At 63.5% G+C, this 26,709-nt stretch carries 25 protein-coding genes; 10 read left to right on the top strand and 15 right to left on the bottom strand.

The genetic code is table 11. The features are described from left to right. Positions 1-4 precede the first annotated feature (4 nt). From GL300_RS16160 to GL300_RS16145, 4 genes are read left to right on the top strand one after another with little or no spacing between them, the layout of a single operon-like run. Positions 5-865 (top strand): ABC transporter permease, encoded by an 861-nt coding sequence (locus GL300_RS16160; RefSeq protein WP_170297693.1) that lies wholly within the window; start codon positions 5-7, stop codon positions 863-865. Positions 866-880: 15 nt separating this feature from the next. Beyond that, complete coding sequence (locus GL300_RS16155) at positions 881-1,639, top strand: glycerophosphodiester phosphodiesterase family protein (RefSeq protein ID WP_155040693.1); 759 nt, start codon at positions 881-883, stop codon at positions 1,637-1,639. Further along, a complete protein-coding gene (locus GL300_RS16150) occupies positions 1,636-2,313 on the top strand; it encodes an HAD family hydrolase (protein ID WP_170297692.1) in 678 nt (225 codons plus the stop codon). The genes GL300_RS16155 and GL300_RS16150 overlap by 4 nt, the downstream gene beginning before the upstream one ends. A 2-nt stretch (positions 2,314-2,315) precedes the next feature. Continuing rightward, on the top strand, positions 2,316-3,140 hold the full coding sequence (locus tag GL300_RS16145) for a sugar phosphate isomerase/epimerase family protein (RefSeq protein ID WP_155040691.1): 825 nt from the start codon (positions 2,316-2,318) through the stop codon (positions 3,138-3,140). Between the two features lie 60 nt (positions 3,141-3,200). Here the strand turns inward: GL300_RS16145 and GL300_RS16140 are convergent, their stop codons facing one another. From GL300_RS16140 to GL300_RS16125, 4 genes are all read right to left on the bottom strand, one after another. After that, positions 3,201-3,818: a class I SAM-dependent methyltransferase gene (locus GL300_RS16140; RefSeq protein WP_155040690.1), complete on the bottom strand. Its 618-nt coding sequence runs from the start codon at positions 3,816-3,818 to the stop codon at positions 3,201-3,203. Between the two features lie 9 nt (positions 3,819-3,827). Beyond that, positions 3,828-4,577, bottom strand: a complete 750-nt coding sequence (pssA, locus tag GL300_RS16135; RefSeq protein ID WP_155040689.1) for a CDP-diacylglycerol--serine O-phosphatidyltransferase — start codon at positions 4,575-4,577, stop codon at positions 3,828-3,830. After that, a complete protein-coding gene (locus tag GL300_RS16130; protein WP_155040688.1) occupies positions 4,577-5,251 on the bottom strand; it encodes a phosphatidylserine decarboxylase in 675 nt (224 codons plus the stop codon). Before GL300_RS16130 ends, pssA begins: the two co-directional genes overlap by 1 nt. A 274-nt stretch (positions 5,252-5,525) precedes the next feature. Further along, a complete protein-coding gene (locus tag GL300_RS16125) occupies positions 5,526-6,296 on the bottom strand; it encodes an IclR family transcriptional regulator (protein ID WP_343043078.1) in 771 nt (256 codons plus the stop codon). 211 nt (positions 6,297-6,507) lie between these two features. Here GL300_RS16125 and GL300_RS16120 point away from each other — a divergent pair, with 211 nt between their 5' ends. Continuing rightward, positions 6,508-7,818, top strand: coding sequence for an MFS transporter (locus tag GL300_RS16120; RefSeq protein ID WP_155040687.1), 1,311 nt, complete (start codon positions 6,508-6,510; stop codon positions 7,816-7,818). Between the two features lie 62 nt (positions 7,819-7,880). After that, positions 7,881-9,527, top strand: a complete 1,647-nt coding sequence (locus GL300_RS16115) for a GMC family oxidoreductase (protein ID WP_155040686.1) — start codon at positions 7,881-7,883, stop codon at positions 9,525-9,527. A 104-nt stretch (positions 9,528-9,631) separates the two neighbouring features. On the opposite strand, the gene GL300_RS16110 is transcribed toward GL300_RS16115, so the two are convergent. Then, a complete protein-coding gene (locus GL300_RS16110) occupies positions 9,632-11,905 on the bottom strand; it encodes an adenosylcobalamin-dependent ribonucleoside-diphosphate reductase (protein WP_155040685.1) in 2,274 nt (757 codons plus the stop codon). Positions 11,906-12,318: 413 nt separating this feature from the next. Here GL300_RS16110 and GL300_RS16105 point away from each other — a divergent pair, with 413 nt between their 5' ends. After that, the gene (locus GL300_RS16105; protein ID WP_155040684.1) at positions 12,319-13,836 is read left to right on the top strand and encodes a peptide MFS transporter; all 1,518 of its coding nucleotides are present in this window, start codon (positions 12,319-12,321) and stop codon (positions 13,834-13,836) included. A gap of 39 nt (positions 13,837-13,875) precedes the next feature. On the opposite strand, the gene GL300_RS16100 is transcribed toward GL300_RS16105, so the two are convergent. Together GL300_RS16100 and GL300_RS16095 are read right to left on the bottom strand one after the other, a co-directional pair. Beyond that, the gene (locus tag GL300_RS16100) at positions 13,876-15,105 is read right to left on the bottom strand and encodes an HlyD family secretion protein (RefSeq protein WP_155040683.1); all 1,230 of its coding nucleotides are present in this window, start codon (positions 15,103-15,105) and stop codon (positions 13,876-13,878) included. Positions 15,106-15,108: 3 nt separating this feature from the next. After that, positions 15,109-15,528 carry a hypothetical protein gene (locus tag GL300_RS16095; protein ID WP_192337161.1) on the bottom strand — a complete coding sequence of 140 codons (420 nt, stop codon included), beginning with the start codon at positions 15,526-15,528 and terminating at the stop codon, positions 15,109-15,111. 267 nt (positions 15,529-15,795) lie between these two features. On the opposite strand from GL300_RS16095, the gene GL300_RS16090 reads away from it, so the two are divergent. Genes GL300_RS16090 through GL300_RS16080 form a run of 3 tightly spaced genes read left to right on the top strand, consistent with a single transcriptional unit; the run spans position 15,796 to position 18,044 of the window. Next, positions 15,796-16,560, top strand: a complete 765-nt coding sequence (locus GL300_RS16090) for an SDR family NAD(P)-dependent oxidoreductase (protein WP_155040682.1) — start codon at positions 15,796-15,798, stop codon at positions 16,558-16,560. Positions 16,561-16,576: 16 nt separating this feature from the next. Then, on the top strand, positions 16,577-17,305 hold the full coding sequence (locus GL300_RS16085) for an SDR family oxidoreductase (RefSeq protein ID WP_155040681.1): 729 nt from the start codon (positions 16,577-16,579) through the stop codon (positions 17,303-17,305). A 7-nt stretch (positions 17,306-17,312) separates the two neighbouring features. After that, entirely contained in the window at positions 17,313-18,044 is a 732-nt protein-coding gene (locus tag GL300_RS16080) for an SDR family oxidoreductase (RefSeq protein ID WP_155040680.1), read from the top strand. Here GL300_RS16080 and xylB read toward each other — a convergent pair whose 3' ends face one another. From xylB to GL300_RS16040, 8 genes are all read right to left on the bottom strand, one after another. Beyond that, complete coding sequence (xylB, locus tag GL300_RS16075; protein ID WP_155040679.1) at positions 18,045-19,496, bottom strand: xylulokinase; 1,452 nt, start codon at positions 19,494-19,496, stop codon at positions 18,045-18,047. Between the two features lie 4 nt (positions 19,497-19,500). Next, the gene (locus GL300_RS16070; RefSeq protein ID WP_155040678.1) at positions 19,501-20,964 is read right to left on the bottom strand and encodes a mannitol dehydrogenase family protein; all 1,464 of its coding nucleotides are present in this window, start codon (positions 20,962-20,964) and stop codon (positions 19,501-19,503) included. A gap of 14 nt (positions 20,965-20,978) precedes the next feature. Continuing rightward, positions 20,979-22,040 (bottom strand): ABC transporter ATP-binding protein, encoded by a 1,062-nt coding sequence (locus GL300_RS16065; protein ID WP_155040677.1) that lies wholly within the window; start codon positions 22,038-22,040, stop codon positions 20,979-20,981. Between the two features lie 11 nt (positions 22,041-22,051). Further along, the gene (locus tag GL300_RS16060) at positions 22,052-23,104 is read right to left on the bottom strand and encodes an NAD(P)-dependent alcohol dehydrogenase (protein ID WP_155040676.1); all 1,053 of its coding nucleotides are present in this window, start codon (positions 23,102-23,104) and stop codon (positions 22,052-22,054) included. 3 nt (positions 23,105-23,107) lie between these two features. Then, positions 23,108-23,296 (bottom strand): DUF2160 family membrane protein, encoded by a 189-nt coding sequence (locus GL300_RS16055; protein WP_155040675.1) that lies wholly within the window; start codon positions 23,294-23,296, stop codon positions 23,108-23,110. A 3-nt stretch (positions 23,297-23,299) separates the two neighbouring features. Further along, positions 23,300-24,139, bottom strand: coding sequence for a carbohydrate ABC transporter permease (locus tag GL300_RS16050; RefSeq protein ID WP_155040674.1), 840 nt, complete (start codon positions 24,137-24,139; stop codon positions 23,300-23,302). A gap of 3 nt (positions 24,140-24,142) precedes the next feature. Further along, positions 24,143-25,021, bottom strand: coding sequence for a carbohydrate ABC transporter permease (locus tag GL300_RS16045; RefSeq protein ID WP_155040673.1), 879 nt, complete (start codon positions 25,019-25,021; stop codon positions 24,143-24,145). Positions 25,022-25,105: 84 nt separating this feature from the next. Next, complete coding sequence (locus GL300_RS16040; protein ID WP_155040672.1) at positions 25,106-26,542, bottom strand: extracellular solute-binding protein; 1,437 nt, start codon at positions 26,540-26,542, stop codon at positions 25,106-25,108. Between the last annotated feature and the right edge of the window lie 167 nt (positions 26,543-26,709).

The raw sequence follows: 26,709 nt of genomic DNA, 5'->3' as shown, positions 1-26,709 counted from the left end.
GATGATGACGACTGCAACCGTCCTTCCCGCACCGCATCTGCTGACCCGCATCCGTCTGAAGATGCCGTTCCTTGTCGTGTTGTCGATGATCTGGATCGCAACGATGGTGTTGGTGGCGATCTTTGCCGACCAGATCCGCCCCTATGACATCACCCGCATGGACCTGATGGCGCGGCTGGCCCCGATGGGCACGCCGGGCCACCTGCTGGGCACGGATGAACTGGGCCGGGACGTGCTGTCGCGGCTGATCCAGTCGATCCGGGTGTCGCTTGTCATCGCCTTTGGCGCGACGATCCTGTCGGCGGTCTTGGGCACCACCTTGGGCTTCCTGGCCGCGCAATTCCGCGGCTGGGTCGAGCATCTGGTGATGGCGCTGGCCGATTTTCAGGCGGCGCTGCCCTTCATGATCATGTCGCTGGCGGTGCTGGCGTTTTTCGGCTCATCCATGTGGCTGCTGGTCTGCCTGATGGGCTTTTACGGGTGGGAGCGTTACGCCCGCATCGCGCGCGGGTTGGCGATTTCGGCCTCGGCCCAGGGCTATGCGGCGGCAGTGGTGCAACTGGGCGCGAACCCGCGCCGGGTCTATCTGCGCCACATCCTGCCCAATGTCGCCTCGACCCTGATCGTGTCGATGACGCTGACCTTCCCGGAAATCATCCTGATGGAATCCGGCCTTAGCTTTCTGGGGCTTGGGGTGCAGCCGCCGCAAAGCTCACTGGGGAACATGGTGGGCTTTGGCCGCGAATATCTGACGCGCGCGCCATGGATCATGCTGGCTCCATCCGTGGTGATCGTGCTGACGACGCTGAGTATTTCGCTTATGGGGGACTGGCTGCGCGACCGGCTGGACCCGACAATCCGCTGAACGAAGGATACAGACATGCCCAAGATCATGGCGCATCGCGGCGCCCGCAACCTCTGGGCCGAGAACTCGGCCTACGGCTTTCGCCAGACCGTCCGGCACGGTTTCGACGCCATCGAATTCGACCTGCACCTGACCGATGCCGGTGAGCTGGTGGTGATCCATGACGCCACGCTGGAGCGCACGACGGACGGAACCGGTCTTGTCCGTGACCTGACCCCCGAAAGCCGCCGCGCGCTGCGCCTGAAGGGCCCGGATGGTGCGCTGATCGACGAAGGCGTGCCAAGCTTTGACGAGGTGCTGGATATCCTGACCCCGGACACGGCCGATCTGTATGTCGAACTCAAGGCGGATCAGAACGGCCAGCCCTATCCCGGCATGGTCGCCATGGCCGCCGAGGCGCTGCGCCAGCGCGGGTTGCAGGCGCGCTCGGTCCTGCACAGCTTCGACATTTCCGTCGTGCGCGAGATCCGCGATGTTGCCCCGGAATTCGGGCGGCTGATCTCGGTCAACCGCGACTGGGCCACGCGTCAGGGTGGCATCGCGGCGCTTCTGGCCGAGGTCGATGGGCTGGTCGATATCGTCGGCATCCATCATGAGTTGTTCGAGGCCGAGTTCGACCTGATCCGCAGCCTGCGCCCGCTGGTGGCAACCTCGGTCTGGACCGTCAACGACCCCGACCTGATCCGGCACTGGATCGCGCGCGGCCCGGGCTATATCGTCTCGGACAATCCCGTCCTTGTCCGCGAATTGATGACCGAGGAATGCACCGCATGAGTTATGACGCGATCCTTTTCGACTGCGACGGCGTGCTGCTGGACAGCGAGCCGCTGGGCTGCGGAGCGTTGGCGCAGGCCATTACCGCTGCCGGTTTCCCGATGGACCGGGATGAGGCCGCGCGCATCTTTTCCGGCAATGGTGGCGATCAAAGCCGGGGATGGATGGCGCAGGCGGGACTGGACGCCGAACAGGTGTTTGCGGCAGCCGACCGGATGCTGTTCCAGATGTTCGACCAGCATATCCCACATATACCGGGGATCGAGCGTGTGTTGTGGGACTTCGACGTGGCCATGGCGGTCTGCTCGAATTCCAGCATCCGACGGCTGGACCGTTCCATCGCGCGGACGCCGCTGGCGCGGCGTTTCGGTCCGCATGTCTATTCGGCCGAGCATGTCGCCCGTGCCAAGCCCGCCCCCGATCTGGCGATATTTGCCGCCGCGCGTCTTGGCGTCGCGCCGGAACGGGCAATCTTCATCGACGACAACCCGCATGGCATCCTGTGCGCCCGTGACGCGGGATGTCTGGCCGTGGGCTTTATCGGCCCGTCGGAACACCGCGAGGGCCATGCCGACCGCCTGCTTGACGCGGGCGCGCATCACTTGGTCCACGGCATGGACGAATTTCACACATTGTTAAGCGATCTTTCCCTTCCCCTTTTCGAGAAAGCCTGATCATGACCGACCTGCCATTGCTGGGCATGGCGCTGCCGACTGCGGCGCTTGAGGACTTTCGCGATTTCATCCTTGCCGAGGATCGCGATGTCGAGCTTCAGGATTTCTTCGATGCCGATCTGCTGAATGGCGACTGGAAATCGGTGGCCGATCAGGCCCGCCATATCCTGTCTGGCTATCAGGGGCGGTTGGGCATCCACGGTCCGTTCTGGGGCCTGAACATCGCCAATCCCGATCCCGACATGCAGGCGGTGATCACCCGGAAATATCTGCAGGGGCTGGAAGTCTGCGACTATCTGGGTGCGACGCAGATGGTCATCCATTCGCCCTACACGACCTGGGATTTCAACAATCTGGACAATTTCTCGGATCGCTCGGCCTATGACTGGGTGATCGAGAATTGCCATAAGATCATGGCTCCGGTCGTCGCCCGCGCCGAAGATATCGGTGTCACCATGGTCGTCGAAAATATCGAGGACAAGGACCCCGATATTCGCCGCATCCTTGCCGACAGCTTCGATTCCCCGGCCATGGCGGTGTCCGTCGATACCGGGCACGCGCATTACGCCCATGGCGCGACCGGCGCGCCGCCGGTGGATTATTTCATCCGCCGTGCGGGCGAGCGCCTGCAACACGTCCATCTGCAGGATGCCGATGGCTATGCCGACCGCCACTGGGCGATTGGCGAGGGGAACATCCTGTGGCACGGAGTGTTTCGCGCGCTGGCCGAGTTGAAATCCTCGCCCCGGTTGATCCTTGAACTGCGCGACAAGGGCCGGATCATGCGTTCGGTCGAGTGGCTGGCAGCAGCGGGGTTGGCGCGTTAGGTTTCGACCATAACCTTTTGAAATTGGCCACCGGACGGCTTGCCGACCGGTGGTTTTCGTTCAGTTGGGCTGACGTTTGCCCAGCACCAGAAAGGTCATGAAGGGCGGGATGGTTTCGCGCGATTCAAGCTGCAGGCAGGATTCGCCCAGCACGGTCTCGATGCGGAAATCGGAATGCCAGCCAATGACATTGGCCAGCGGCGCAAACGCCTTTTCGATCGCCGCCAGCGCGCCCTCGCTGCGGGCGAAATGGTTGGTGATGACCACCTTGCCGCCCGGTTTACAGACCCGTGCGATCTCGGCCATCACCTTTTCGGGTTCCGGCACCACGGACAGCACATGCATGGCGGCCACGGTGTCGAAATGGTCGTCGGGGAAGTCCAGCGAACGGGCATCCATCTGCCGCAATTCGTGGACCTGGGTCAGGTTCTGTTTTTCGACCTTCTCACGTGCCTTTTCCAGCATTTCATGGCTGAAATCGATGCCCGTGACCCGCATGCCGGGCTCGTAGTGCTGTAGCGACAGGCCGGTTCCGACCCCGACCTCCAGCACGCTGCCACCACGTGAGTTGATGTAACCGACGGCCTTTTTTCGGCCCCCATTGGTCAGCGCCCCGAACGTCCCGTCATAGATCGGGGCCCAGCGTGAGTAGGACGCCTGTACCGCCTTTATATCCATATGCCTTGCTCAACCCGCAGATGATTTGCGTTTCTCCAACAAGGCCCAGATGACCATGCCTACATAGGCAAGGCAAAGCACAATCAACGTCGCCCAAGGAAAAGTCAGCAAGGCGGCCAGCGTTGCCGTCACCGCGATCAGGAAAAACTTGACGTTCTCGCGTGATATGCGGGTTTTCTTGAACGACCATGTCGGGATGCGGCTGATAAGCAACAACCCTACGGCGACCATGTAGATGCAGATGACCGGCTCGGGCAGGACGGGCTTGTTGCCGAACAGGAAGGACAGATACATCGGCAGCATGACCAGCAGCGCACCGGCGGGCGAGGGAACGCCCTGAAAATAGGCGGTGTCGGGGCGTTCGGTCGCATCGGCCTTGGCGCCGACATTGAACCGCGCCAGCCGCATCACGCTGCAAACCGCAAAGACCAGAACCGAGATCCAGGCGATGCCGCGGAAATGGTCCAGGCCCCAGAAATACAGCAGCAGGGGCGGCGCCACGCCGAAGTTCAGGAAATCGGCCAGCGAATCCAGCTCGGCACCGATCTTGCTGGAACTGCCAAGTGCGCGGGCCAACCGCCCGTCCACCCCGTCCAGCACCCCGGCAAGGATGATCAACAGCACGGCCAGCGTATAATTCCCCTGCACGCCAAAGCGGATCGCCGACAGGCCCGCGCAGATGGCGGCCACCGTCAGCACATTGGGCAGCAGTTGCAGCAGGGTCAATTCGCCCGAGGGCTTTTGCGGGTTCTCGGACATCACTCGGTCCGGGTCGAGGTGAGGTCGGCGATGATGCTTTCCCCGGCCACCATGGTCTGGCCGATGCTGACCAGAGGCTCAACGCCCGGCGGCAGATAGACATCAAGGCGCGAGCCGAAACGGATCAGGCCGAAGCGTCCGCCGCGCGTCACCGCATCGCCCGGCTTGACGAAGCAGACGATGCGCCGCGCCACCAGACCGGCGATCTGGACCACGGCCAATTGGCGGCCGTCCTCCATCTCGATGCACAGGCTGTTGCGTTCGTTGTCGACGCTGGCCTTGTCAAGCGAGGCGTTGAAGAACTTGCCCGGGCGGTAGGCGACGGCGGATACCCGGCCCGCGACCGGGGCGCGGTTCACATGGCAGTTGAACACGCTCATGAAGACGCTGACGCGGGTCAGAGGCGCGTCGGCCATGCCCAGTTCCTTCGGCGGAACTGCGGGTTCGATCAGCGAGACGATGCCGTCAGCCGGGCTGATCACCAGTCCGGGGCGGTTGGGGGTGACACGCTCGGGGTCGCGAAAGAAGTAGTAGCACCAGACTGTCAGGCCGACCCCGATCCAGCCCAAAGGCTCCCACAGCAAGAACAGCGCGAGGGTGATGGCTGCAAAGATCGCGACGAAACGACGACCCTCCGGATGCATCGGCTTGATGAACGTGTCGCGCATGCGCATGATCTGGCGTGGTCCTTCCAAGGAATTTCAGGCCAAAGACTTTGGCGAAATCTGGGCCAAGATACAAGATCCGGGGGGCGATAGGGCGGCGCAATGCGCTTTGTATCTGATTTTACCCTTCCGTGTGCAGTACGCAGGGTAGCTGCGATGCTGGAAAGTAGAGTATCGATATATTTTTCAATATTTCAACGGATTAGTCGTAATATATAACCTTCTTTCTTACCATCCAGATGTTGATGTCTCGACGCGCGCTACAAATAGCAGATGTGATAGCTCAGGTCAGACCGGTCAACTCGCTCGCGGCCTGACGCAAGGCGGGCAGGTGTTTCAGCCCGTCCTCAAGTGACAGGCGCTGCACGGGGGCGTGGAAGGACAGCGTCGCGCAGAACAAACCGGCGCGGTCCAGAACCGGCACGGCGACCGCGATCATGCCGGGCACGAATTCCTCGCTATCGGTGGAGTAGCCGCGCGTGCGGATCGCGGCAATTTCGCTGCGCAAGGCGGCGGGGTCGGTGATGGTGCGTTCGGTATGGGCATGCAGCCGCGCCTTGGACAGGAAGCGCTCGAACTCTGCCGCGCCCATCTGGGTCAGCGCCGCCTTGCCCGCCGAGGTCGCGTGCAGCGGCACGCGCGAGCCGACCTTCAGCGCGATCCGTAGCGGCCAATGGGTTTCCACCCGGTCGACATAGATCATCGCATCGCCGTCGGGGATCGACAGGTTGCAGGTCTCGCCCACGGATTCGTTCAGCCGCATCAGCACCTCGCGCCGGGGCAGGTGGTGATGACCGGCGCGCATCACGCCCAGCATCATCTCGCGCAGTTTCGGGCCCGGCAGATAGCTGCGCCCGTCCAGATGCCGCGAGAGATAGCCCTCCTGTTCCAGATTGGCGACCAGCCGGTGGATGGTGGGCTTGGGCAGGCCAAGGACGGCGTTGACCTCGGTCGGCGTCATCGGCCGCGCCTCAAGTGCGATCACCTGCAGGATCTGCAAGTTGCGCAGGCTGGGTGCGCTGGAAATGGAGTCGGGGCTTTGGTCCATCGGCATCGTGCTTTCCTGTCCGGGGCGCCAGTCTAGCGCGGGGCGGGGCGCTGTCCAACCGCGGAACGGATATGCGTTCTGTCATAAATGAGACTCATTGTCTCAAAATTACTTTGACTCAATGCCGATGGCTCGGGCAGCATCCGATCACCGGCATGGGAGGAGCGTGCCGGTTCCGAACAGATTGCAGACGACGAACAACGCACGGGAGGGCGGAATGTCGGATCTGAGCATCGGTGCCTATGGCACTGCCAAACATGAGAACAATGTCAGAAAGGTCGTGTTCGCCAGCCTCGTGGGCTCGACCATCGAATGGTATGATTTCTTTCTTTACGGCGTCGTTGCCGGGATCGTGTTCAACAAGCTGTTCTTTCCCACGGACAACGAAACCGTCTCGATCCTGCTGGCCTATGCCACCTTCGCGATGGGCTTTGTCGCCCGTCCGCTGGGCGGGCTGGTCTTTGGCCATTTCGGCGACCGCATCGGACGCAAGACGATGCTGGTCATCACCCTGCTGCTGATGGGCGGTGCAACGGTCGCCATCGGGTTTTTGCCGACCTATGAAAGCATCGGCATCGCCGCGCCGATCATCCTGCTGTTTCTGCGTATCCTGCAGGGCATCGGCATCGGTGGCGAATGGGGCGGGGCAGTGCTGATGGCCTATGAATTCGCGCCCAAGGAAAAGCGCGGCTTCTATGCCTCGATCCCGCAGATCGGCCTGTCTCTGGGCCTGTTCATGGCGTCCGGGGTGATGGCGCTGCTGACCATGCTGCCGGAAGAGGCCTTCCTGGCCTGGGGCTGGCGCTCGGCCTTTGTCGCCTCGATCATCCTTGTCGGTCTGGGAACCTGGATCCGCAGCAATATCGGTGAAAGCCCGGAATTCGAGAAGGCCAAGGCGGAATCGCGGGGCCGCGATCAGGGCCTGCCCTTTACCGACATGATCAAGCGCTACCCGGCCAATGTCGCACTGGGCATGGGCGCGCGCTATATCGACGGCGTGTTCTTCAACATCTTCGCGGTGTTCTCGATCGTCTACCTGACCAAGTATGTCGGACTCGAGCGCAGTTTCGCGCTGTGGACGGTCTGCGCGGCGGCGGTGGTGATGGTGTTCTGCATCCCGTTCTTTGGCCGGCTTTCCGACCGGGTCGGGCGACCGCAGACCTATGCGATGGGCGCGCTTTTGCTGTGTCTCAGCGTGTTCCCGGCATTCGCGCTGATGACCTCGGGCAATCCGGTGCTGATCGTTCTGGGGATCGTGCTGCCCTTTGGCATCATCTACCCGATTTGCTACGGCCCCGAGGCGGCGCTGTTCGCCGATCTGTTCGATCCCAGCGTGCGCTATACCGGCGTGTCCTTCGTCTATCAGTTCTCGGGGATATTTGCCTCGGGGATCACGCCGATGATCGCGACATGGCTGATGGCCTCGAACAACAACGATCCGTTCTGGCTGTGCTGCTATGTGGTCTTTGCCGGTCTTGTGTCGATGATCTGCGCGATCCTGATCGGGCGGCGTGAGGCGCGCGGCTAACCAAGGCACTGCGGCGTCCCGCCACCGGGGCGCCGCCACATTGTCACTGTGAGGGATAAGACATGGCCGTAGGTCAGGAAATTTCCGATTACGTGGTGGTGGGCGCTGGTTCCGCCGGATGCGTGGTGGCGAACCGGCTGAGCGCCGATCCGGGCATCCGCGTCACCCTGCTTGAGGCCGGGGGCCGCGACACCAGCCCGTGGATACACATTCCGGTCGGCTATTTCCGTACCATGCACAATCCCGAATTCGACTGGTGCTACCGGACCGAGCCTGATCCCGGCCTTGCCGGACGCGCCATCCACTGGCCGCGCGGCAAGGTGCTGGGGGGCTCGTCCTCGCTGAACGGGCTGCTTTACGTGCGCGGCCAGCGGCAGGATTACGACCATTGGGCGCAGATGGGCAATCGCGGCTGGTCATGGTCCGAGGTCGGCCCGCTTTTCGAGGAGTTGGAGACGTTCCAGCGCGGCAGTGGCGAGGGGCGAGGGTCCGAAGGCGCATTGCAGGTATCTGACCCGCGCCTGCGTCGCCGCATCTGCGAATTGTGGATCGAGGCCGCGAAAGCGCAGGGCATTCCCTATAATCCCGATTACAACGGCCCGGTTCAGGACGGGGTGGGGCATTTCCAGCTGACCGTGGACAAGGGGCGGCGCTGCTCCTCGGCCAAGGCCTTCCTGACGCCGATTCGCGACCGCGCAAACCTGCGCATCGAGACCCATGCGCAGGTGCTGCGCGTGATGATCGAAGAAGGCCGCGCCACGGGCGTCGAGATCATCCGCCCTGACGGCAGCCGCGACGTGATCCGCGCCGCGCGCGAAGTGATCCTGTGCGCCGGGGCCATCGGCTCTCCGCAATTGCTGATGCTGTCGGGCGTGGGTGACGCTGAACAATTGACTGCGCAGGGCATCCGCGTGGCCCGCCATTCGCCCGAGGTCGGTCGCAACCTGCAGGACCATCTGCAGGCCCGGCTGGTCTTCAAATGCCGCGAGGCGACCCTGAACGATGAGGTCCGCAGCCTGTTCAACAAGGCGCGGATCGGGTTGGAATATGCGCTGTTCCGCACCGGGCCGATGACCATGGCGGCAAGTCTGGTCTTTGGTTTCCTGCGCACCCGGCCCGAGCTTGTCACGCCCGACATCCAGTTCCACATCCAGCCCTGGTCCGCCGACAGCCCCGGTGAGGGGGTGCATCCGTTCTCGGCCTTCACGCAATCGGTCTGCCAGCTGCGTCCTGAAAGCCGGGGCACGGTGACATTGCGCAGTCCCGACGCGCGGGATGCGCCGCTGATCCAGCCGAATTACCTGTCGACCCGGACCGATTGCGATACCGTGGTCGCGGGCATCGAGATCGCCCGTCAGATCGCCCGGACCGAGCCATTGCGCGCGGCGATTTCCGAGGAGTTCCGGCCTGCCCCCGGCGTTCAGGGCTATGACGAGACATTGGCCTGGGCGCGTGAAAATTCGACCACCATCTATCACCCCACCGGAACCTGCCGGATGGGGGTGGATGATCGGGCCGTGGTCGATCCCCGGCTGCGGGTGCGCGGGGTCGAGGGGCTGCGCGTCGCCGATTGCTCGATCATGCCCGAGATCGTGTCCGGCAATACCAACGCGCCCGCGATGATGATCGGCGCGAAGCTGGCGCAGATGGTGATCGAGGATCGCGCCATGGCCGGGCAGGTTGGTGGGGTCTTGGGCAAGGTGGCCTGACGGCGCTGTTCGCGCCGATGGCCAGCCTTGCAGGGGGCTCTGCCCCGATCCCTTCGGGATCTCCCCGGGATATTTCTACAAGAAAGAAACCGGGGAGTGTCGCTTCAGCCGCAGCGGCTCCAGAGGCAGCTGGTGCATTTTTCGCAGCCATCGGCATGGATCACGGTGAATTCGCCGCAGCTGGGGCAGGCCTGACCCTTGGGTCGTTCCGTCGCGATGGCCGGGACGGCCGCAGGTGCTTCGGGCGCGGTGAAGAAACCGATCGCGATCATGTGCTGTTCGAGGATATTGCCGATCGCGGCCAGGATGGAGGGCACGTATTTGCCCTTCATCCACGATCCGCCGCGCGGGTCGAAGACGGCCTTCAGTTCCTCAACCACGAAGCCCACATCGCCGCCGCGCCGGAACACCGCCGAGATCATCCGGGTCAGCGCGACCGTCCAGGCGAAATGCTCCATGTTCTTGGAGTTGATGAAGACCTCGAACGGGCGGCGGGTGCCGTCCTCGTCGATGGTGTCGTTGACGGTAACATAGATGGCGTGCTGGCTGTCGGGCCATTTCAGCTTGTAGGTCTCGCCCGACAGAACCTCGGCGCGGGCCAGGGGGGTGACGGCGGGGGCGGGCACCGGAGCCGGTGTGGGTTCGGGCTTCTTCTCGGGCTCGACGGACAGGACCGAGCCGGTCACGTCATTCGGGCGATAGGTGGTGCAGCCTTTGCAGCCCAGATCCCAGGCCGCCATGTAGACATCCTTGAATTCCTGAAAGCCGATATCCTGCGGGCAGTTGATGGTCTTGGAGATCGAGCTGTCCACCCATTCCTGCGCCGCCGCCTGCATGGCGACGTGATCGCGGGGTGCCAGCGTCTGGGCGTTGACGAAGTAATCCGGCAAGGGCGCATCGCCATGCAGGTCGCGCCACATCTGGACGGCGTAATCGACGACCTCTTCCTCGGTCCGCGAGCCGTCCTTTTGCAGCACCTTGCGAGTATAGGCATAGGCAAAGACCGGCTCGATCCCGGATGACACATTGCCCGCGTAAAGCGAGATCGTTCCGGTCGGCGCGATCGAGGTCAGCAGCGCATTGCGGATACCATGCTGCGAAATGGCATCGCGCACATCCTTGTCCATCTTCTGCATGAAGCCGGATTTCAGATATTTCTTGGCATCGAACAGCGGGAAGGCACCTTTTTCGCGGGCCAGATCGACCGAGGCCAGATAGGCCGAACGCGCAATGGCCTTCATCCAGACGCGGGTCTGGGCGACGGCATCGTCAGCGCCGTAGCGCAGGCCCAGCATCAGCAATGCATCGGCCAGCCCGGTGACGCCCAGCCCGATGCGGCGCTTGGCATGGGCCTCGGCCTCCTGTTGGGGCAGCGGGAATTTCGATGCATCGACGACATTGTCCATCATGCGGACGGCGGTGCGGACCAGTTCGTCCAAGCCGCGCGCATCCAGTTCCGCCTTGTCCGTAAACGGATGCGTCACCAGCCGCGCCAGGTTGACCGAGCCCAGCAGGCAGGCGCCATAGGGCGGCAGGGGCTGTTCGCCACAGGGATTGGTGGCCGAGATGGTTTCGCAATAGCCGAGGTTGTTGGCCTTGTTGATGCGGTCGATGAAGATCACGCCCGGCTCGGCATAGTCATAGGTGGACTGCATGATGCGGTCCCACAGCGCGCGTGCCTTGACGGTGCGGAAGGTCTTGCCGCCAAAGACCAGCGGCCAGTCGGCATCGGCCTTGACCGCGTCCATGAACGGATCGGTGACCAGAACCGACAGGTTGAACATGCGCAGCCGCTTGGCGTCCTGCTTGGCCGTGATGAATTCCTCAACATCGGGATGGTCGCAGCGCATGGTCGCCATCATCGCGCCGCGGCGCGAGCCGGCCGACATAATCGTGCGGCACATCGAATCCCAGACATCCATGAAGGTCAGCGGCCCCGAGGCATCCGCCGCCACCCCCATGACCGGCGCGCCCTTGGGCCGCAGCGTCGAGAAGTCATAGCCGATGCCCCCGCCCTGCTGCATGGTCAGCGCGGCTTCCTTCAGCATGTCGAAGATACCGGCCATGCTATCGGGGATGGTGCCCATGACGAAGCAGTTGAACAGCGTCACGTCGCGGCCGGTGCCTGCGCCAGCGATGATCCGACCGGCGGGCAGGAACTTGAAACCTTCCAGCGCGGCGTAGAAACGGTCCTCCCATGCGGCGGGGTCGGCCTCGACTCGGGCCAGATCGCGGGCGATGCGCCGCCATGTGTCCTGCACCGACAGGTCGCGTGGTGCGCCCGAGGCCTCTTTCAGGCGGTATTTCATGTCCCAGATCTGCTCGGCGATCGGAGCCGCAAAGACGGAATCGTTCTCGATGGGATGGATCTGGTTCATGGGCCTGTCCTGGCTGCGAAATTGTCGGAAAACTTCCACCTATATGGGTATGATGAGCAAAAAACACAAGATATAGGAAGGCTGTGCGAGGCCCCTGTGGGCCGACAAATCGTCGCAGCCTGTCGGGCGCGGGTTCGGTTCGCGGTGAATCCTGCGGGGCGATGGCTGACAAATCAAGCCAAATGCATGGGCTGTGCGATCAGGGGGCGCGGGCCGAAAAGCGCGGGAATCGGTCCATTGCAGCGAGATTATGCGCAGTCAGGATGACAGGCCGATCAGGCGAAGTGACAGAATTCGAGGGACTGAATCAAGCAAAAGGTGCAAAATACCCTGCGTCGGACGTCCATCTGCCCATTTCCCCCCGGAGCAAGCTGGAGTAACCCGTCCCGCGAATGAAAAAGTCGCAGGTAAACATGACCCGACTCGGAAAATACCCCGCCGGTCTGACCTCGCTCTTCCTCGTCGAGATGTGGGAGCGCTTCAGCTATTACGGGATGCGCGCCATCCTGGTTCTTTATCTGGTCGATGTCGTCGCCAATGGCGGCCTTGGCCTTGCCACCGCGGATGCGGTGGCGATCTATGGCATCTATACGGCCTCGGCCTATATCCTTGCCCTGCCGGGCGGCTGGATTGCCGACCGCTTCTGGGGCTCGCGCCGTGCGATCACCGTCGGTGCGGTGATCATCATCATCGGCCATATCTTGCTGGCGTTTGCCGGTTCAAGCGCGGGTCTGTTCCTGGTCGGGCTGGCTTGCATCGCCATCGGCACGGGGCTGCTCAAGCCCAACATCTCCAGCATGGTCGGTGAGCTTTACGACAAGGACGATATCGGCGGGCGCGATGCGGGCTTTTCGTTCTTCTACATGGGCATCAATATCGGTGCGATCCTTGGCGGCTTCATCGCCGGTTATCTGGGCGAGAAATGGGGCTGGCACTGGGGCTTTGGCGCCGCTGCCATCGCCATGACCCTGGGGCTGGTGAACTTCATCTATGCTGGCAAGAATTCGTTGCGCGGTCTGGGCGGGGCTCCGCAGCCGCATCACCATCCCGATAGCGGGACGGCGCGTTTCGACCATCTGACCACCGTGATCCTGTGCGGCGCGGCGGTGCTGGTGATCGGAGGCATGATGATGGCCGGTTGGCTGGACCTGTCCAGCGCCACCGGAATTGCAGGCGCGATGGGTGTGCTGATCGTCACCGTGGCGGTGGGCTTCTTCCTGAACATCTATTTCGCCGGTGACCTGACTCCCGCCGAGAAACGCCGGATGATCGTTCTGGCGGTGCTGTTCGTGGCCGCCGCCGTCTTCTGGTCGCGCTTCGAGCAGGCCGGGTCGTCGTTGTCGATCTTTGCCGCCGATCTGACCGATCGTCAGCTGGGCAGCTTCGAGGTTCCGGCCTCGTGGTTCCAGAACCTGAACCCGGCCTTCATCGTGCTGCTGACGCCCCTGTTCGCGGCCTTCTGGCTGACCGCGCAGAAGCGGAAATGGGAGATCTCGGTCTTTGTGAAATTCGGGCTGGCGCTGATCCTTGTGGGTCTGGGCTTCTGGCTGCTGGTGCCTGCGGCACGGATGGCGGCGGGTGGCGCGAAAGTGTCGTTCCTGTTCCTGACCGGCACCTTCCTGATCCATACCTGCGCCGAACTGCTGCTTAGCCCGGTAGGCCTCAGTACCTTCTCGCGTCTCGCGCCGCAGCGCTTCACCAGCCAGATGATGGGCTTCTGGTTCGTCGCAAGCTCGCTGGGCAGCCTGATGGCGGGGCTGCTGGCGACGGGCATGGACACTTCCAGCCCGACCAGCCTGCCGCATCTGTTCGATCGGCTGTTCTGGGGCAGCGTCATCCCGGGTGTGCTGCTGATCCTGGCCGCGCGGCCGCTGACCCGCTGGGCCTTGGGCGGCAGCGAGCATCTGCCCGCCGAGGAAGTGAAGCACTAAGATCAGCGGCGGGCCGGGAAACCGGCCCGCCCGCTACGTTCAATGGCCCTTCAGCACCAGTGTCTGCACCGGCAGCAGAATGGCCTGAATGCGCAGGATCAGCGCATGCACCAGCCCCACCGTGTCGATCGCATGCAGCCCGAAGCGTTTAAATGAGCCTGTGCCGGGATCGTCCAGCGCGTCATGGTTGCTGGTATAGGCATTGGCGATGCAGGTCGCACCTTGGGGTAGCCCGTCCAGCGCGCCTTCGAACAGCGGCTCCATGATCACGGTGATCGTGCCGCCCTGTACCAGGTTTTGCATGTCAAGCAGCTGATCCGTGGGCCGGATCTGACCGGCGGCGATCACGTCCTGAACTTCGGTCACCACCATCGGGATCACCTGCCACGGCTTGGCGATGCAGGCGACCTCGCCGATCATGCCGGGTTTCATCACCTGGGATTCGATTTGGCCAAAGCCGGCGACCAGACCGGTGACCTGCCGCTGCGGCACCAGGATACCCGCCGGGCGCAGCATCGGGTTGACCACATCGCCGGGCCGCAATGCGAACTGCTGGACGATCCCGTCGGTGCCTGCCAGCACAAGCGTCTTGTCCAGCTCGACCTGAGCCTCGTGCAGGGCGGCTTCGGCGCTGGACTTGCGGGCAGGCAGTTGGAATTCGACCTGAGCCTTCAGCGCATCCCGCGCGGCGATGGCGGCATCGACCATGCCCTGCTGGGTTTCGACCTGCACCTGCGCGCGCTCGACATCGCGGCGGGCGACGGCGCTGGAGTTCTGCTTGAGCAGGGCATTTCGCGTCTCATATTCGTCCGTGGCCTGCGCCAGCATCCCCTGAGCCTGCGCGATGCGGCCATCCGCCTCGCGGACCTGGATCTGGGCAACTTTCAGCTCGGCCTCGATTTCGGCCAAGGCGCGGCGGTCGGTCTCAACCGCGGCGCGCTGGCTGGTATCGTCCAGCCGGAACAGCGGATCGCCCTGTTTGACGCTTTGGTTGATGTCGACAAAGGTCTCGGCCACCCGGCCATTGGTTTCCGGCAGGATGGTGACCGTGCGAAAGACCGAGGTCGCGGATTTGGTCGAGGGGTGGAAATAGAAGATCGCCGTGATCAGGCTGATGGTCAGCAGCAGACACAGCACGATGCCCCAGCGCAATTCGTACCAGACGGTGAACAGCGTGATTTCCCGACCAAAGCGTTTGCCTTGGGCAAAGCGGCGATACAGGTAATCGGGCAGGATGGTGACGCTTGAGCAAAGCAGCAGTTCCAGCATGGCTCAGACCTCCGCCGGTTTGTCGGCCTCGGCCGTGGGTGCGGGTTCGGGTTCGGGTGGCGCGGGCGGGGCCATGCGGCCCAGTGACTGCGCCATCGAACTGAGCGGCGTGCTGAAATCGGGAACCGGGACCATCGCCAGCAGCAGCCCCGCGATCCAGAAGGCGTGGTTATGGGTGAACAGGGCGATCAGCGCCAGAACCGCGACCAGCTCAAGCTGCACCTTTTGGCCGCGATGGGCCATGTGCTCGGGCAGGGCGTGCAGTCTAAGGTAGAACACCCCGATCCCGACGATGAACAGGATCAGAAAACCCGCCATCCCCACCATGAGCCAGTCCGTTTGTCCGGGCAGGGTAATGAAGCCCGGCAGATGAGGCACCGCCTCGGGATGCAGCAATTTGGTCGCGTCGCTTCCAGTGGCCAATTTCCTTGCCCTCCTGCTGAGTTAGCACGCCGTACGAGTTCATGCCCGTTGGCGTCACGATACGCCCGGCATGTGCCTTGCGACAAGCGTGGCCGCATTGCATCTGCATCGGTAAAAACATCTGGATAGATCGCGATACAAATGTAATATCACCCCGACGCAGCCACAGCGGGCGAGTCTGCATGTCATGCCAGTCAAGGGCTTGGCCCAAGCGGCAGTTGCAGACCCTTGCTTCATGAAACGCGCGGTGAATGGGGGATGACACCAATGGCGCTTGAGAAATTCCGACTGGACGGCAAGGTCGCGCTGATCACCGGCGGCAATCGCGGGATCGGTCTGGCCATTGCCGCGGCTTTCCTTGAGGCGGGGGCGAAATGCCTGCTGACCAGCCGGTCGCGGACGCCTGCGCTGGACGCGCTGCTGGCCGACAACCCCAAGGCGGCCTCATGGTTTCAGGCCGACGTGACCGCTGATGACGCGCCCGAGGCCATGGTCGCGGCGGCGCTGGAGCGTTTCGGTCGTCTTGACGTGCTGGTGAACAATGCGGGCATTGCCGATAACGGCGATTTCCACGATTTCGACGACGCCCGGCTGAAGGCGATCATGGACACGAACCTGATGGCACCGTTCCGCATCGCGCGGGCTGCGGTGCGGCCAATGCTGGCGCAGGGGGGTGGGGCAATCGTGAATATCGGCTCGATCTCGGGCCATGTCGCGAACAAGCCGCAATTGCAGGTCGCCTATAATGCCTCGAAGGCGGCGGTCCACCAGATGAGCACGGTCATGGCCTTTGAATATGCCGGGCGGGGCATCCGGGTGAATGCCTTGGCACCGGGCTACGTGGTCTCGGACATGACGGCGGGCGGGATTGCGAATGCCGACTGGAACCGCATCTGGACCGAGAACACGCCGATGGGCCGCTTTGCCCAGCCCGAGGAAATGGCGACCTGCGCGTTATTTCTGGCATCCGACGCGGCCAGCTACGTGACTGGGGCGGTTCTGGTCGCGGATGGCGGTTACACCACGCACTAACAGGGGGGACGAGGACATGGCGGAAAGCCTGAAGGATAAGGTTGCGCTGATCACCGGCGCGGCATCGGGGATCGGGTTGGCGACCACGCGGGCGCTGATCGAGGCGGGGGCGCGGGTCATCATGGCCGACCGCGATGCGCAGGCGCTGGACCGGCTGGTGGCCGAGTTGGGCGCGGCGGCGATTCCACAGGTCACCGACCTGCTGGACGCGGAAAGCTGCGCCGCGATGGTGCCGCAGGCGCTGGAAAAGACCAGGCGCATCGACATCCTGCATTGCAATGCCGGAACCTATATCGGCGGCGATCTGTCCGAGACCGATCCCGCCACCATCGACCGCATGCTGAACCTGAACGTCAACGCGGTGATGAAGAACGTCCATGCCGTCATCCCGCATATGACCGAGCGCGGCAGCGGCGACATCATCGTCACCTGCTCGGTCGCCGGGCATTCGGCCATTCCGTGGGAGCCGGTCTATTCCGGCTCGAAATGGGCGATCACCTGTTTCGTGCAGGCGATGCGGCGGCAATTGAACCGCAAGGGCATCCGGGTCGGGCAGGTCTCTCCGGGTCCGGTGATCTCGGCCTTGCTGGCGGACTGGCCCGAGGAAAACCTGCGCAAGGCGAAGGAATCCGGCAGCCTGATCGAACCCGAGGAGGTGGCCGAGGCGATCATGTTCATGCTGACCCGCAATCGCAATGTCACCATCCGGGACGTGATCGTCCTGCCCACCAACTTCGACATCTGAGGGCGCGATGGGCGAGTTCGAGGGGCTGACGGTGCTGGTCACCGGCGCTGCGGGAGGCATTGGTCGGGCGATGGCCGAAGCTTTCGCCGCAGGTGGCGCGCGGCTGGCGCTGGTCGACCGGATGGATGCGGGCGAATTGGCGGCGGAACTGGGGCAGGGGCATCGTGCCTTCACGCTGGACCTGTCCGATCCAGCGGCCATCGCAAGTGTCGTGCCCGAAATCGGCGAGGCCATGGGCATCGATGTGCTGGTGAACAATGCTGGGCTGGGCATCGTCTTTCCGGCGGACCAGCCCGATGTCGCGGCATGGGACGCGACGATGGCGGTGAACCTGCGCGCGCCATGGCTGATGGCGGTGGCGGCGCTGCCCTGGCTGAAGCGCTCGGGGCGGGGGCGGGTGATCAATGTCTCGTCTCAGGCGGGGGTGGTCGCGATCGACGAACATGCCGCTTACGGGGCCAGCAAGGCCGGGCTGAACCTGCTGACCAAGGTGCTGGCGGTGGAATGGGCCGGGCATGGCATTACCGTCAATGCCATCGCGCCCACCGTGGTGGAAACGCCGATGGCACTGGTCGGCTGGGCCGGGGAAAAGGGCGAGAAAGCCCGGCGCGACATTCCCGTGGGCCGCTTTGCCCAGCCACGGGAAATCGCGGCGGCAGCGCGGTTTCTGGCATCAAGCGATGCCGCCATCATCACCGGCGAGGTGCTGATGGCCGATGGCGGCTACTCGCTGCGTTGATCACTGCACTCCGCGGATCGCCGGATAGGCGGCGCGGAAGTCCTGATAGGCGGCGTCAAAGGCGTCGCGCAAGGCAGGGTCTGGGCTGATTTCGACCGTGGTTTCCGGGGCCGTCATCACCTGATCGACGCTGCCTGCGCCCGAGGCGACCCGGCCCAGCCGCGCCGCGCCCAAGGCCGCGCCGAATTCGCCGTCGCTGGGCAAGGCCAGCGTCACATCCAGCGCCGTCGCGATGATCCGCAACCATTGATGCGACCTTGCGCCGCCGCCGATGGCCAGCAGCCGGTCGGTCCGCGCCCCGGTGGCCTTCAACGCCTCATGACTGTCGCGCAGACCAAAGGCCACGCCCTCCAGCACGGCGCGGGTCAGGTCGTCACGGCTGGTATCCGAGCCAAGACCGGTGAAACTGCCCCGGATCAGCGGATCGTTATGCGGCGTCCGCTCGCCCGAGAGATAGGGCAGGAAACGCACCGGGCCGGGGGCGCGCAGCGCCTCGCCCAGACCTGCGGTCAACTCGGCCGGTTTCGCCCCGGTGATGTGCGACAGCCAGTTCAGGCTGTCGGTCGCCGACAACATCACCCCCATCTGATACCACTTTTCCGGCACCGCATGACAGAAGGTGTGGACGGCGGTTTCGGGTGCCGGACGATAGCCGTCGCGCGCCACCAGCAGCACGCCCGATGTCCCCAGCGAGACGAATCCCTGCCCCTCGGTCATCGCGCCGATGCCGCAGGCGGCGGCGGCATTGTCGCCTGCGCCGCCTGCCACCGCGACCGGGCCGTTCAACCCCCATTCCCGTGCCAGATCCGGACGCAGCCGACCCGCTGTGGCCGACCCCTCGATCAGCCGGGGCATCTGGTCGCGGCTCATGTGGCTGGCCGCCAACAACTCGGCGGACCAGTCCCGCCGCCCGGTATCCAGCCAGGACGTGCCCGCGCTGTCCGACATGTCCGCGACATGATCCCCGGTCAGCCACAGGTTCAGATAGGCGGCGGGCAGCAGGACATGGGCAATACGGGCGAAGTTTTCGGGCTCATGTGCGCGGACCCATTCCAGCTTGGGCGCGGTGAATCCGGGAAAAACGATATTGCCCGAAAGCCTGCGAAAGGCGGGCAGGGCGTCCAGACGCGCGGCCTCGGCATGGCTGCGGGTGTCGTTCCACAGGATGCAGGGTCGGATCACCCGGTCCTGGGCATCCAGCAGCACCGCGCCATGCATGTGGCCAGCGACTCCGATCCCCTGCAATCCGGCGAATTCGGGATATTCTGCCCACAGTTCGGCAATGGCGCCCTGCAAGGCTGCGATCCAGTCGGCGGGGTCCTGTTCGGACCAGCCCGATTTCGGGTGGCTGACCTGATAATGCCGTTCGGTTGCGCCAATGGGGGTGCCATCATCGGAAACCAGCAATGCGCGCAGCCCCGACGTGCCCAGATCGATTCCAAGGAAACTCATTGCATCACATTGCCAGATAGCGGGTCAGCGCCGCTCGCGCCCCTTCTTTGTGGATGAGCCTCAGCCATCCGTCAAACGCATCCGCAAAGGGGGCGGTATCGGCCAGCTCGCCGTAAAGGGCGGGGACCAGCCAGAGACGCGGATCGGCTGCCGCCTGTCGGGCGCGATCCTGAAGGATGGACCAGTCGGGGTCGTTTGGTTCGATCACCGAGCCGTCCTCGCGCGTACCGGTGCAGTAGCGCGCCCACAACGCCTCGACCAGCGCAAGCCCGGTGACCGGCGTACCCGCGGCCAGCCCGTCCCGGACCGAGGGCAGCACGAATCCCGGATGCCGGCTTGAACCGTCAAAGGCAACGCGCCGCGTGGTGTCGCGGATGGCGGGATTGGCGAAGCGGCGCTTGATCAGGTCCAGATAGGCGGCGGGCGTGTATTCGGGGACGGCATGGATATGGGGCAGGATCTCGGCTTCCTCGACCCGGCGGAACAGGGCGGCGATGTCGGGATCGGCCATGGTTTCGGCGATGGTGACGATGCCCAGAAGGTCCGCGACATTGCCGATGACCTGATGGCCCGCGTTCAGCACCCGGATCTTCATCCGCTCATAATCATGCACCCGGTCCGAGAAGGTCGCGCCGACAAGGTTCCAGTCGGGACGACCGGCGCAGAAGGCATCCTCGATCACCCATTGGCGGAAATTTTCATGGGTGACGGGGGCATCGTCCTGAACCCCCAGCTCGCGGACCAGTTCCAGTTCCGCGGGGCCGGTGGCGGGAACGATGCAATCGACCATGGAATTGGGAAAGGCTCCATTCGCCTCGATCCAGTCGGCCAGTTCCGGGTCGGAAAGCCGGGCAAGGCCCACGACGGTCTGGTGCAGGATCGCGCCATTGCCTTGCAGGTTGTCGCAGCTTTGCGCGGTGAATGCAGGAAGGCCTGCCGCGCGCCTAAGCGACAGCGCCGCGACCATGGCGCCAAAGGCGGTGCGGGGGCGGGCAGGATTTTCCGCGTCATGGCGGATATCGGGATGGGTGACATCCAGCCCCTTGTCGGGGTTCAGGTAATAGCCGCCCTCGGTCACGGTCAGAGACACGATGCGGATGGCCGGATCGGCCATGGCGGCGATCAGGGGGGCGTGGCCCTCCTCGATCGGGACATAGCCGATCATCGAGCCCACCACCTCGGCCGAGCGGCCCGCCGGGTCCAGTTCGATCAGCGTGGTCAGCCAGTCCTGTGCGGCCAGCCGGTCGCGCATGGCGCTGTCATAGGGCCGCACGCCCGCGCCGATGATCGCCCAGTCCTGCGCCAGACCCTGCTGCATCAGCCGGTGCAGGTACCATGACTGATGGGCGCGGTGGAAATTCCCCAGCCCGATATGCAGGATGCCGGGGCGCAACGCGGCGCGGTCATAGGTCGGGCGCAGGATCTGGGCGGGCAGGTCGGGCAGGGTCGAGTTGGAAAGGCGGGTCATGCGGTTCCCTTGATTCACAGGCGGCGTTCGGACTGACGGTCGAACAGATGGACATTCCTGGGGTCGATGACAAAGCCGATACGCTCGCCGGGGCGGGCATGGATGCGGTCCTTGACCACGGCATTGATCAGGTCGTTGTCGACGCGGGCAAAGACCTGGGTCTCCGAGCCGGTGGGTTCGGTGACCACGACATCGACGGGCACGCCTTCGGGGCCGATATCGATATGTTCGGGTCGAATGCCATAGGTCAGCGGGTGGCCCTCGACCAGCGGGGTCTGTGGCAAGGGCAGCTCCAGCCCGCCATCGGTGACAAAGACGAACCGCCCGTCCCGCTGTGACGCCCGCCCGTGCAGGAAGTTCATCGAAGGCGAGCCGATGAAACCGGCGACAAAGACGCTTTCGGGCCGGTCGAACAGTTCCAGCGGCGCGCCGATCTGTTCCACCTGACCGTCGCGCATCACGACGATCTTGTCGGCCATGGTCATCGCCTCGATCTGGTCATGAGTGACATAGACGATGGTCGTGCCAAGGCGCTGGTGCAGTTCCTTGATCTCGACTCGCATGCTGACGCGCAGCTTCGCGTCAAGGTTCGACAGCGGTTCGTCGAACAGAAACACCTGCGGATTGCGCACGATGGCGCGGCCCATGGCAACGCGCTGGCGCTGGCCGCCGGAAAGCTGCTTGGGGTAGCGGTCCAGCAGATGCGCAAGATCAAGGATCGAGGCCGCGTGCCGCACCTTTTCCGCGATCTCGGCCTTGGGGCGCTTGGCCATCTTCAGCGGAAAGCCGATATTCTCGGCCACGGTCTTGTGCGGGTACAGCGCGTAGGACTGGAACACCATCGAAATGTCGCGTTCCTTTGGCGGCACGTCGTTGACTACTCGTTCCCCGATCGAGATGGTGCCCTCGCTGATCTGTTCCAGCCCGGCCAGCATCCGCAGCAGGGTTGATTTACCGCAGCCCGAGGGGCCGACCAGCACGACGAATTCGCCATCCTCGATATCGACGCTGACCCCGTGCATGACCTGCAGCGCGCCGTAGCGCTTGAAAACCTTGTCGATCTTGACCCGTGCCATGCCCGTCCCCCCTACCCTGGTAACTCGATCTGCATCTTGACGTCGCCCGCAGGTGCGGATGCCGCTATTTCAAAGGCTTGAACGCTATCCTTGAAGTCGAATCGACGGGTGATCAGCGGTTTCACGTCGATCGCGCCCGAGGCGATCATGTTCACGCAGCGCGGAAAGGCATGGGCGTAGCGAAAGATGTTCTCGACCCGCGCCTCGCGCACCATCGCCGCCCCGGCATCATAGGCGATGGGGTCGGGCTGGCCGCCGATCAGCACCACGCAACCTCCGGGCGCGAGCGGCGGAAAGATCCCCGCCGCCGCCTTGGGCGAGCCGGTCGCCTCAAAGACCACCTCGGCCCCCCACCCATCGGTTTCGCGCAGGACGCGCGCCGCCAGATCCTCATGCGCGACATTGATCGGGGTGATCGCGGGCGAAAGGCTGGCCCCGATCTCCAGCTTGGGCTGGGCGATGTCGGTCAGGAACACCCGCGCACAGCCCGCCGCCAGTGCCGAGAGCGCGGTGACAAGCCCGATGGGACCCGCGCCCATGACCACGGCATTGTCGCCGGGCTTGATCCGGGCCTTGGTCGCGGCATGGATGCCGACGGCCAGCGGCTCGACCATCGCGGCCTCGGCAAAGCTGACATTGTCGGGCAGCTTGAAGGTGAAGGCCTCGGGATGCACACAGGTCGGGCGCAGGATGCCATGGACCGGCGGCGTCGCCCAGAAGCGCACGGCCGGGTCCACGTTATACATGCCCAGTCGGGTGGCGCGGCTGTTCGGGTCGGGGATGCCCGGCTCCATGCAGACGCGGTCGCCGGGTTTCAGGGTGGTGACCTCGGTCCCGACCTCGATCACCGTGCCCGAGGCCTCATGGCCAAGGATCATCGGGGCATTCACGACGAAAGGACCGATGCGCCCATGCGTGTAGTAATGCACATCCGATCCGCAGATCCCCACCGTATGCAGCTTGATGCGCACGTCGCGCGGGCCAAGCACTTCCTCTTCCCGGTCGATCTGGGGGAAATCGCGCAGGGACAGTTCCCCCTGCCGTTCAAGCACCAGCGATTGCATGACCTATCCCCTTCGAATGATGATGGCGGCAAGCACGACCGAGATCGCCACGCCGATCCAGATCGACAGGCCCAGCGGTTCCAGAAAGCGCAGCCAGAACAGCGACAGCGCCACCCACAGCACGACGCTGATGAACAGCCGGTCGAACCAGTTGGTCTCGATGGGCAGAAAGCCCGTGCGTTCCTGAGACATGGTCTATCCTTTCACCGCGCCAAAGGTCAGGCCGGCGACGATATGGCGTTGCACAAGGCTGAAGACGATCAGCGCCGGGATCAGCGTAAAGACCGAGATTGCCGCCATGATCCCCCAATTGGTGCCGGTTGTGGTGACATATTCGGACAGGCCCGTGGTCAGGGTGCGGGCGTTGAAATTGGTCAGCGTCGCTGCCAGCAGGTATTCGTTCCAGGCAAAGACCCAGGTCAGGATCAGTGTCACCGCAAGGCCGGGTCGGGCCAGCGGGAAGACCACCTCACTGATGACCTTCCACGGGCTGGCACCATCGACAAAGGCGGCCTCGTCCAGCTCCTTGGGGATGGCGTCCAGCGTCGGGCGCAGGGTCCAGATCGCGAAGGGCAGGTTGAAGGTGCAATAGACAAGGATCATCCCGATCCTTGTGTCGGCCAGCTTGAAATCTCCGATGGTGTAGATCTGTGTCATCAGCAGATAGAGCGGCAGCAGGAAGACCGCAGGCGGGGCCATGCGGTTGGTGATGGTCCAGAAGAATACGCTTTCCTTGCCGGGCAGATCGAAGCGCGACAGAGCGTAGCAGGCCAGAAAGCCCAGCGTGGTGCACAGGATCGCATTGCCCGATGAGATGACCAGCGAATTGATCATGTAGCCGCGCAAGGTGCGATCGTTCAGCACGTCGGTGTAGTTCTTCCAATACAGATCGCCCGACAGCCAGACCGAGGGGGTCGTGAACAGCTCGATCGCCGGTTTGACCGAGATGACGAACAGCCAATAGATCGGGAACAGCGTCAGGAAGCTGATCAGCACCCAGAACAGCACCGACAGCCACGGATTGCCCTTGCGCATGGATCAGCCCTTTCCCTTGTTGCGGGGTGCGATCAGGCCGACATACATCAGCCAGCAGGTGACGATGGTCAGGTACAGGACGATCACCGACACGGCCGATCCGTAGCCGTAATTCGTCCTTGGAAAGACTTCCTTGAAGATATGCACGCCGACATAGCGCGTGGCCGAGCCGGGGCCGCCGCCGGTCAGCATCAATACCTCATCGACGGTCCGCATCGCGTCCATCATGCGGATGAAGACGGTGGCAAGGATCGCCGGACGGATCATCGGCAGCGTGATGTGCCAGAAGATCTGCCGCCGGTTCGCGCCGTCGATCTGCGCCTGCTCGAACGGATCGGCGGGCAGGGACACCAGCGCCGCGATCAGGGTCAGCGTGACCAGCGGCGTCCAGTGCCAGATGTCCATGACCACGGTGGTGGCAAAGGCCTGCCACGCGCTTTGGCCGATATTCAGGTCATAGCCCAACCAGTTCGACAGCAGGTTCGGGATGATCCCGATGGACGGCGTCGTCATCAACTTCCAGACCGAGCCGACGATGATCGGAGCCATGATCAAGGGCAGGGTGTGGATGGTGCGAAAGAACGTCTTGCCGGGAAAATCCCGCATCAGGGCCTGCGCCAGAAAATAGCCAAGGATCAGCTCGGACAGGACGGCGAAGAAGACGAAGGCCGCCGTCACCCCCAGCGAGGCCAGGAACTGCGCGTCAAAGACCAGCTTGCGGTAATTGTCGGCCCAGTTGAACACCATGTCGGGATTGGCCCCGAACGGGTTCCATTGGTGGAAGGACACGAACAGCACATAGATGAAGGGCACGACCCCGAACAGCGCCAGGATCAGCAGCGTGGGGGCCAGCAAGGCCCAGCCCAGAAACTTGGATTGCATGGCTTTTCCCGTCCAATGCGCGGAGATGCGCGCGGCTTGCCAATCGCCGCGGGATTGCTCCCGCGGCGACCGGGGGAGGAACGCTTATTTCCGGTAGCCCAGATCGGTCAGTTCCTGCTCGGCCTTGGCGGCCATCTGGTCCAGACCCGCATCGGGATCGACCTTGCCGGTCAGGATGTCATAGAAGATCGGCGCGGTCGCCTCGCGCAGCTGGGCGTGGAACGGATAGGGCGGCGCACCGCCGAACAGCTTGCCGTCATCGCGCAGCATGCCGAAGTAATTGCCCAGCTTGTCGTTCAGCTCGGTGACCTTGGGGGAATCGTAGGTCGCGGTGGTGGTGATGCGCGATCCGGCGACGGCCCAGTCGGGCTGCAGGTCTTCTTCGGCCAGGAATTGCAGGAACAGGGCGGTCGCATCCGGGTTCTTCGATGTCACCGGCAGGCCAAAGGCCCCGCCATCGTAATAGCCGATATAGCCCTTGCCCTCTTCGGCTGCCTTCAGCACACCTTCTGACAGCGGTGGCAGTGCGACCGAGATCTTGCCCACCACCTTGGACTGGTTCGGGTCCGAGGCGATCCAGGCGACGTTCTCGCCATAGACCAGACCTTGGGCGGCGCGGCCCGCGGCCATGGTTGTCGCGACCTCGGACCAGGTCGACTGGACCGATTCAGGCGGGCCGATATCGCGCAGATGCAGCCACCATTTCATCGCTTCCTTGGCTTGGGGTGAGTTCATCAACCCGCCATGTTCGACCGTGGCGCCGTAATTGTTGGCCGCGTCGATCCCCCAGTTGTAGACGCCAAAGGTCGGCGCGACGGATTCAAAGAATTCATACCACGAGGCCGGATGCCCGGTATGGGCCTGCGCAGTCGAGCCCCACAGGTCCAGCTTGTGATCCTTGCCCCATTGGGTGAAGAAATCCGCGATCTCGGTATATTCTTCATGGGTCTTGGCCGGGGCCAGGTCGCGGCCGGTCTTTTCCTTGAAGGCGGCCTTGATCTCGGGGTCATTGAACAGATCGGTGCGATAGACATAGGGCTTGATGAAGGCTTCCATCGGCATGCCGAACAGGTCGCCATTCTCGCCCCGGAAGTAATTGGCAAAGGTGGTCAGCTTGGCCTCGTCGAAATCGGGGGCCTTGAGCTCGGGCTTTTCCTTCAGCTTGGCGGTCAGATCGACCAGGAAGTTCCGCGCCAGATAGGCATAGACGATGTCCTGTTCGATATAGACCATGTCATAGATGCCGGTCCCGGCCTCCATGTCCTTGATCGCCTTGTCATACATCTGGTCCCATGAGGTGGTTTCGATATCCACCCTGATCCCGGTCAGCTCCTCGAATTTCGGCGCAAGCACCTCGCGAACATAGTTCGAGGCCGGGGTGGATTCCGTCACCCCGCGCAGGGTCACGCCGGAAAACCCGGTCCCCGCCTTCTTGTAGAAATCTTCGTCCAAGGCAAAGGCGCTGCCCGCCACAAGGGACAGCGCAAGCGCGGATGCGCTCAGCCTGACTAGCTTGTTCATCAACCATCCTCCCTGATCGGCGAGGTGCGGCGGGAAACTGTCGTTGCCGCTCCGGCCTTCCTCGTCCCATGGGCATCTTGGCAAATCCGCCAAGCTTCGCGCAAGAAAAACTTGCAAATGTATTTCTAAAAATACAGTTGTAAACGGGGCGGGATTTCCGATGCTTG

The organism is Paracoccus litorisediminis (assembly GCF_009711205.1).
Taxonomy (GTDB): domain Bacteria; phylum Pseudomonadota; class Alphaproteobacteria; order Rhodobacterales; family Rhodobacteraceae; genus Paracoccus; species Paracoccus litorisediminis.
The sequence above is the reverse complement of the archived record's forward strand: the minus strand, read 5'-3'. Positions and strand labels throughout refer to the sequence as shown.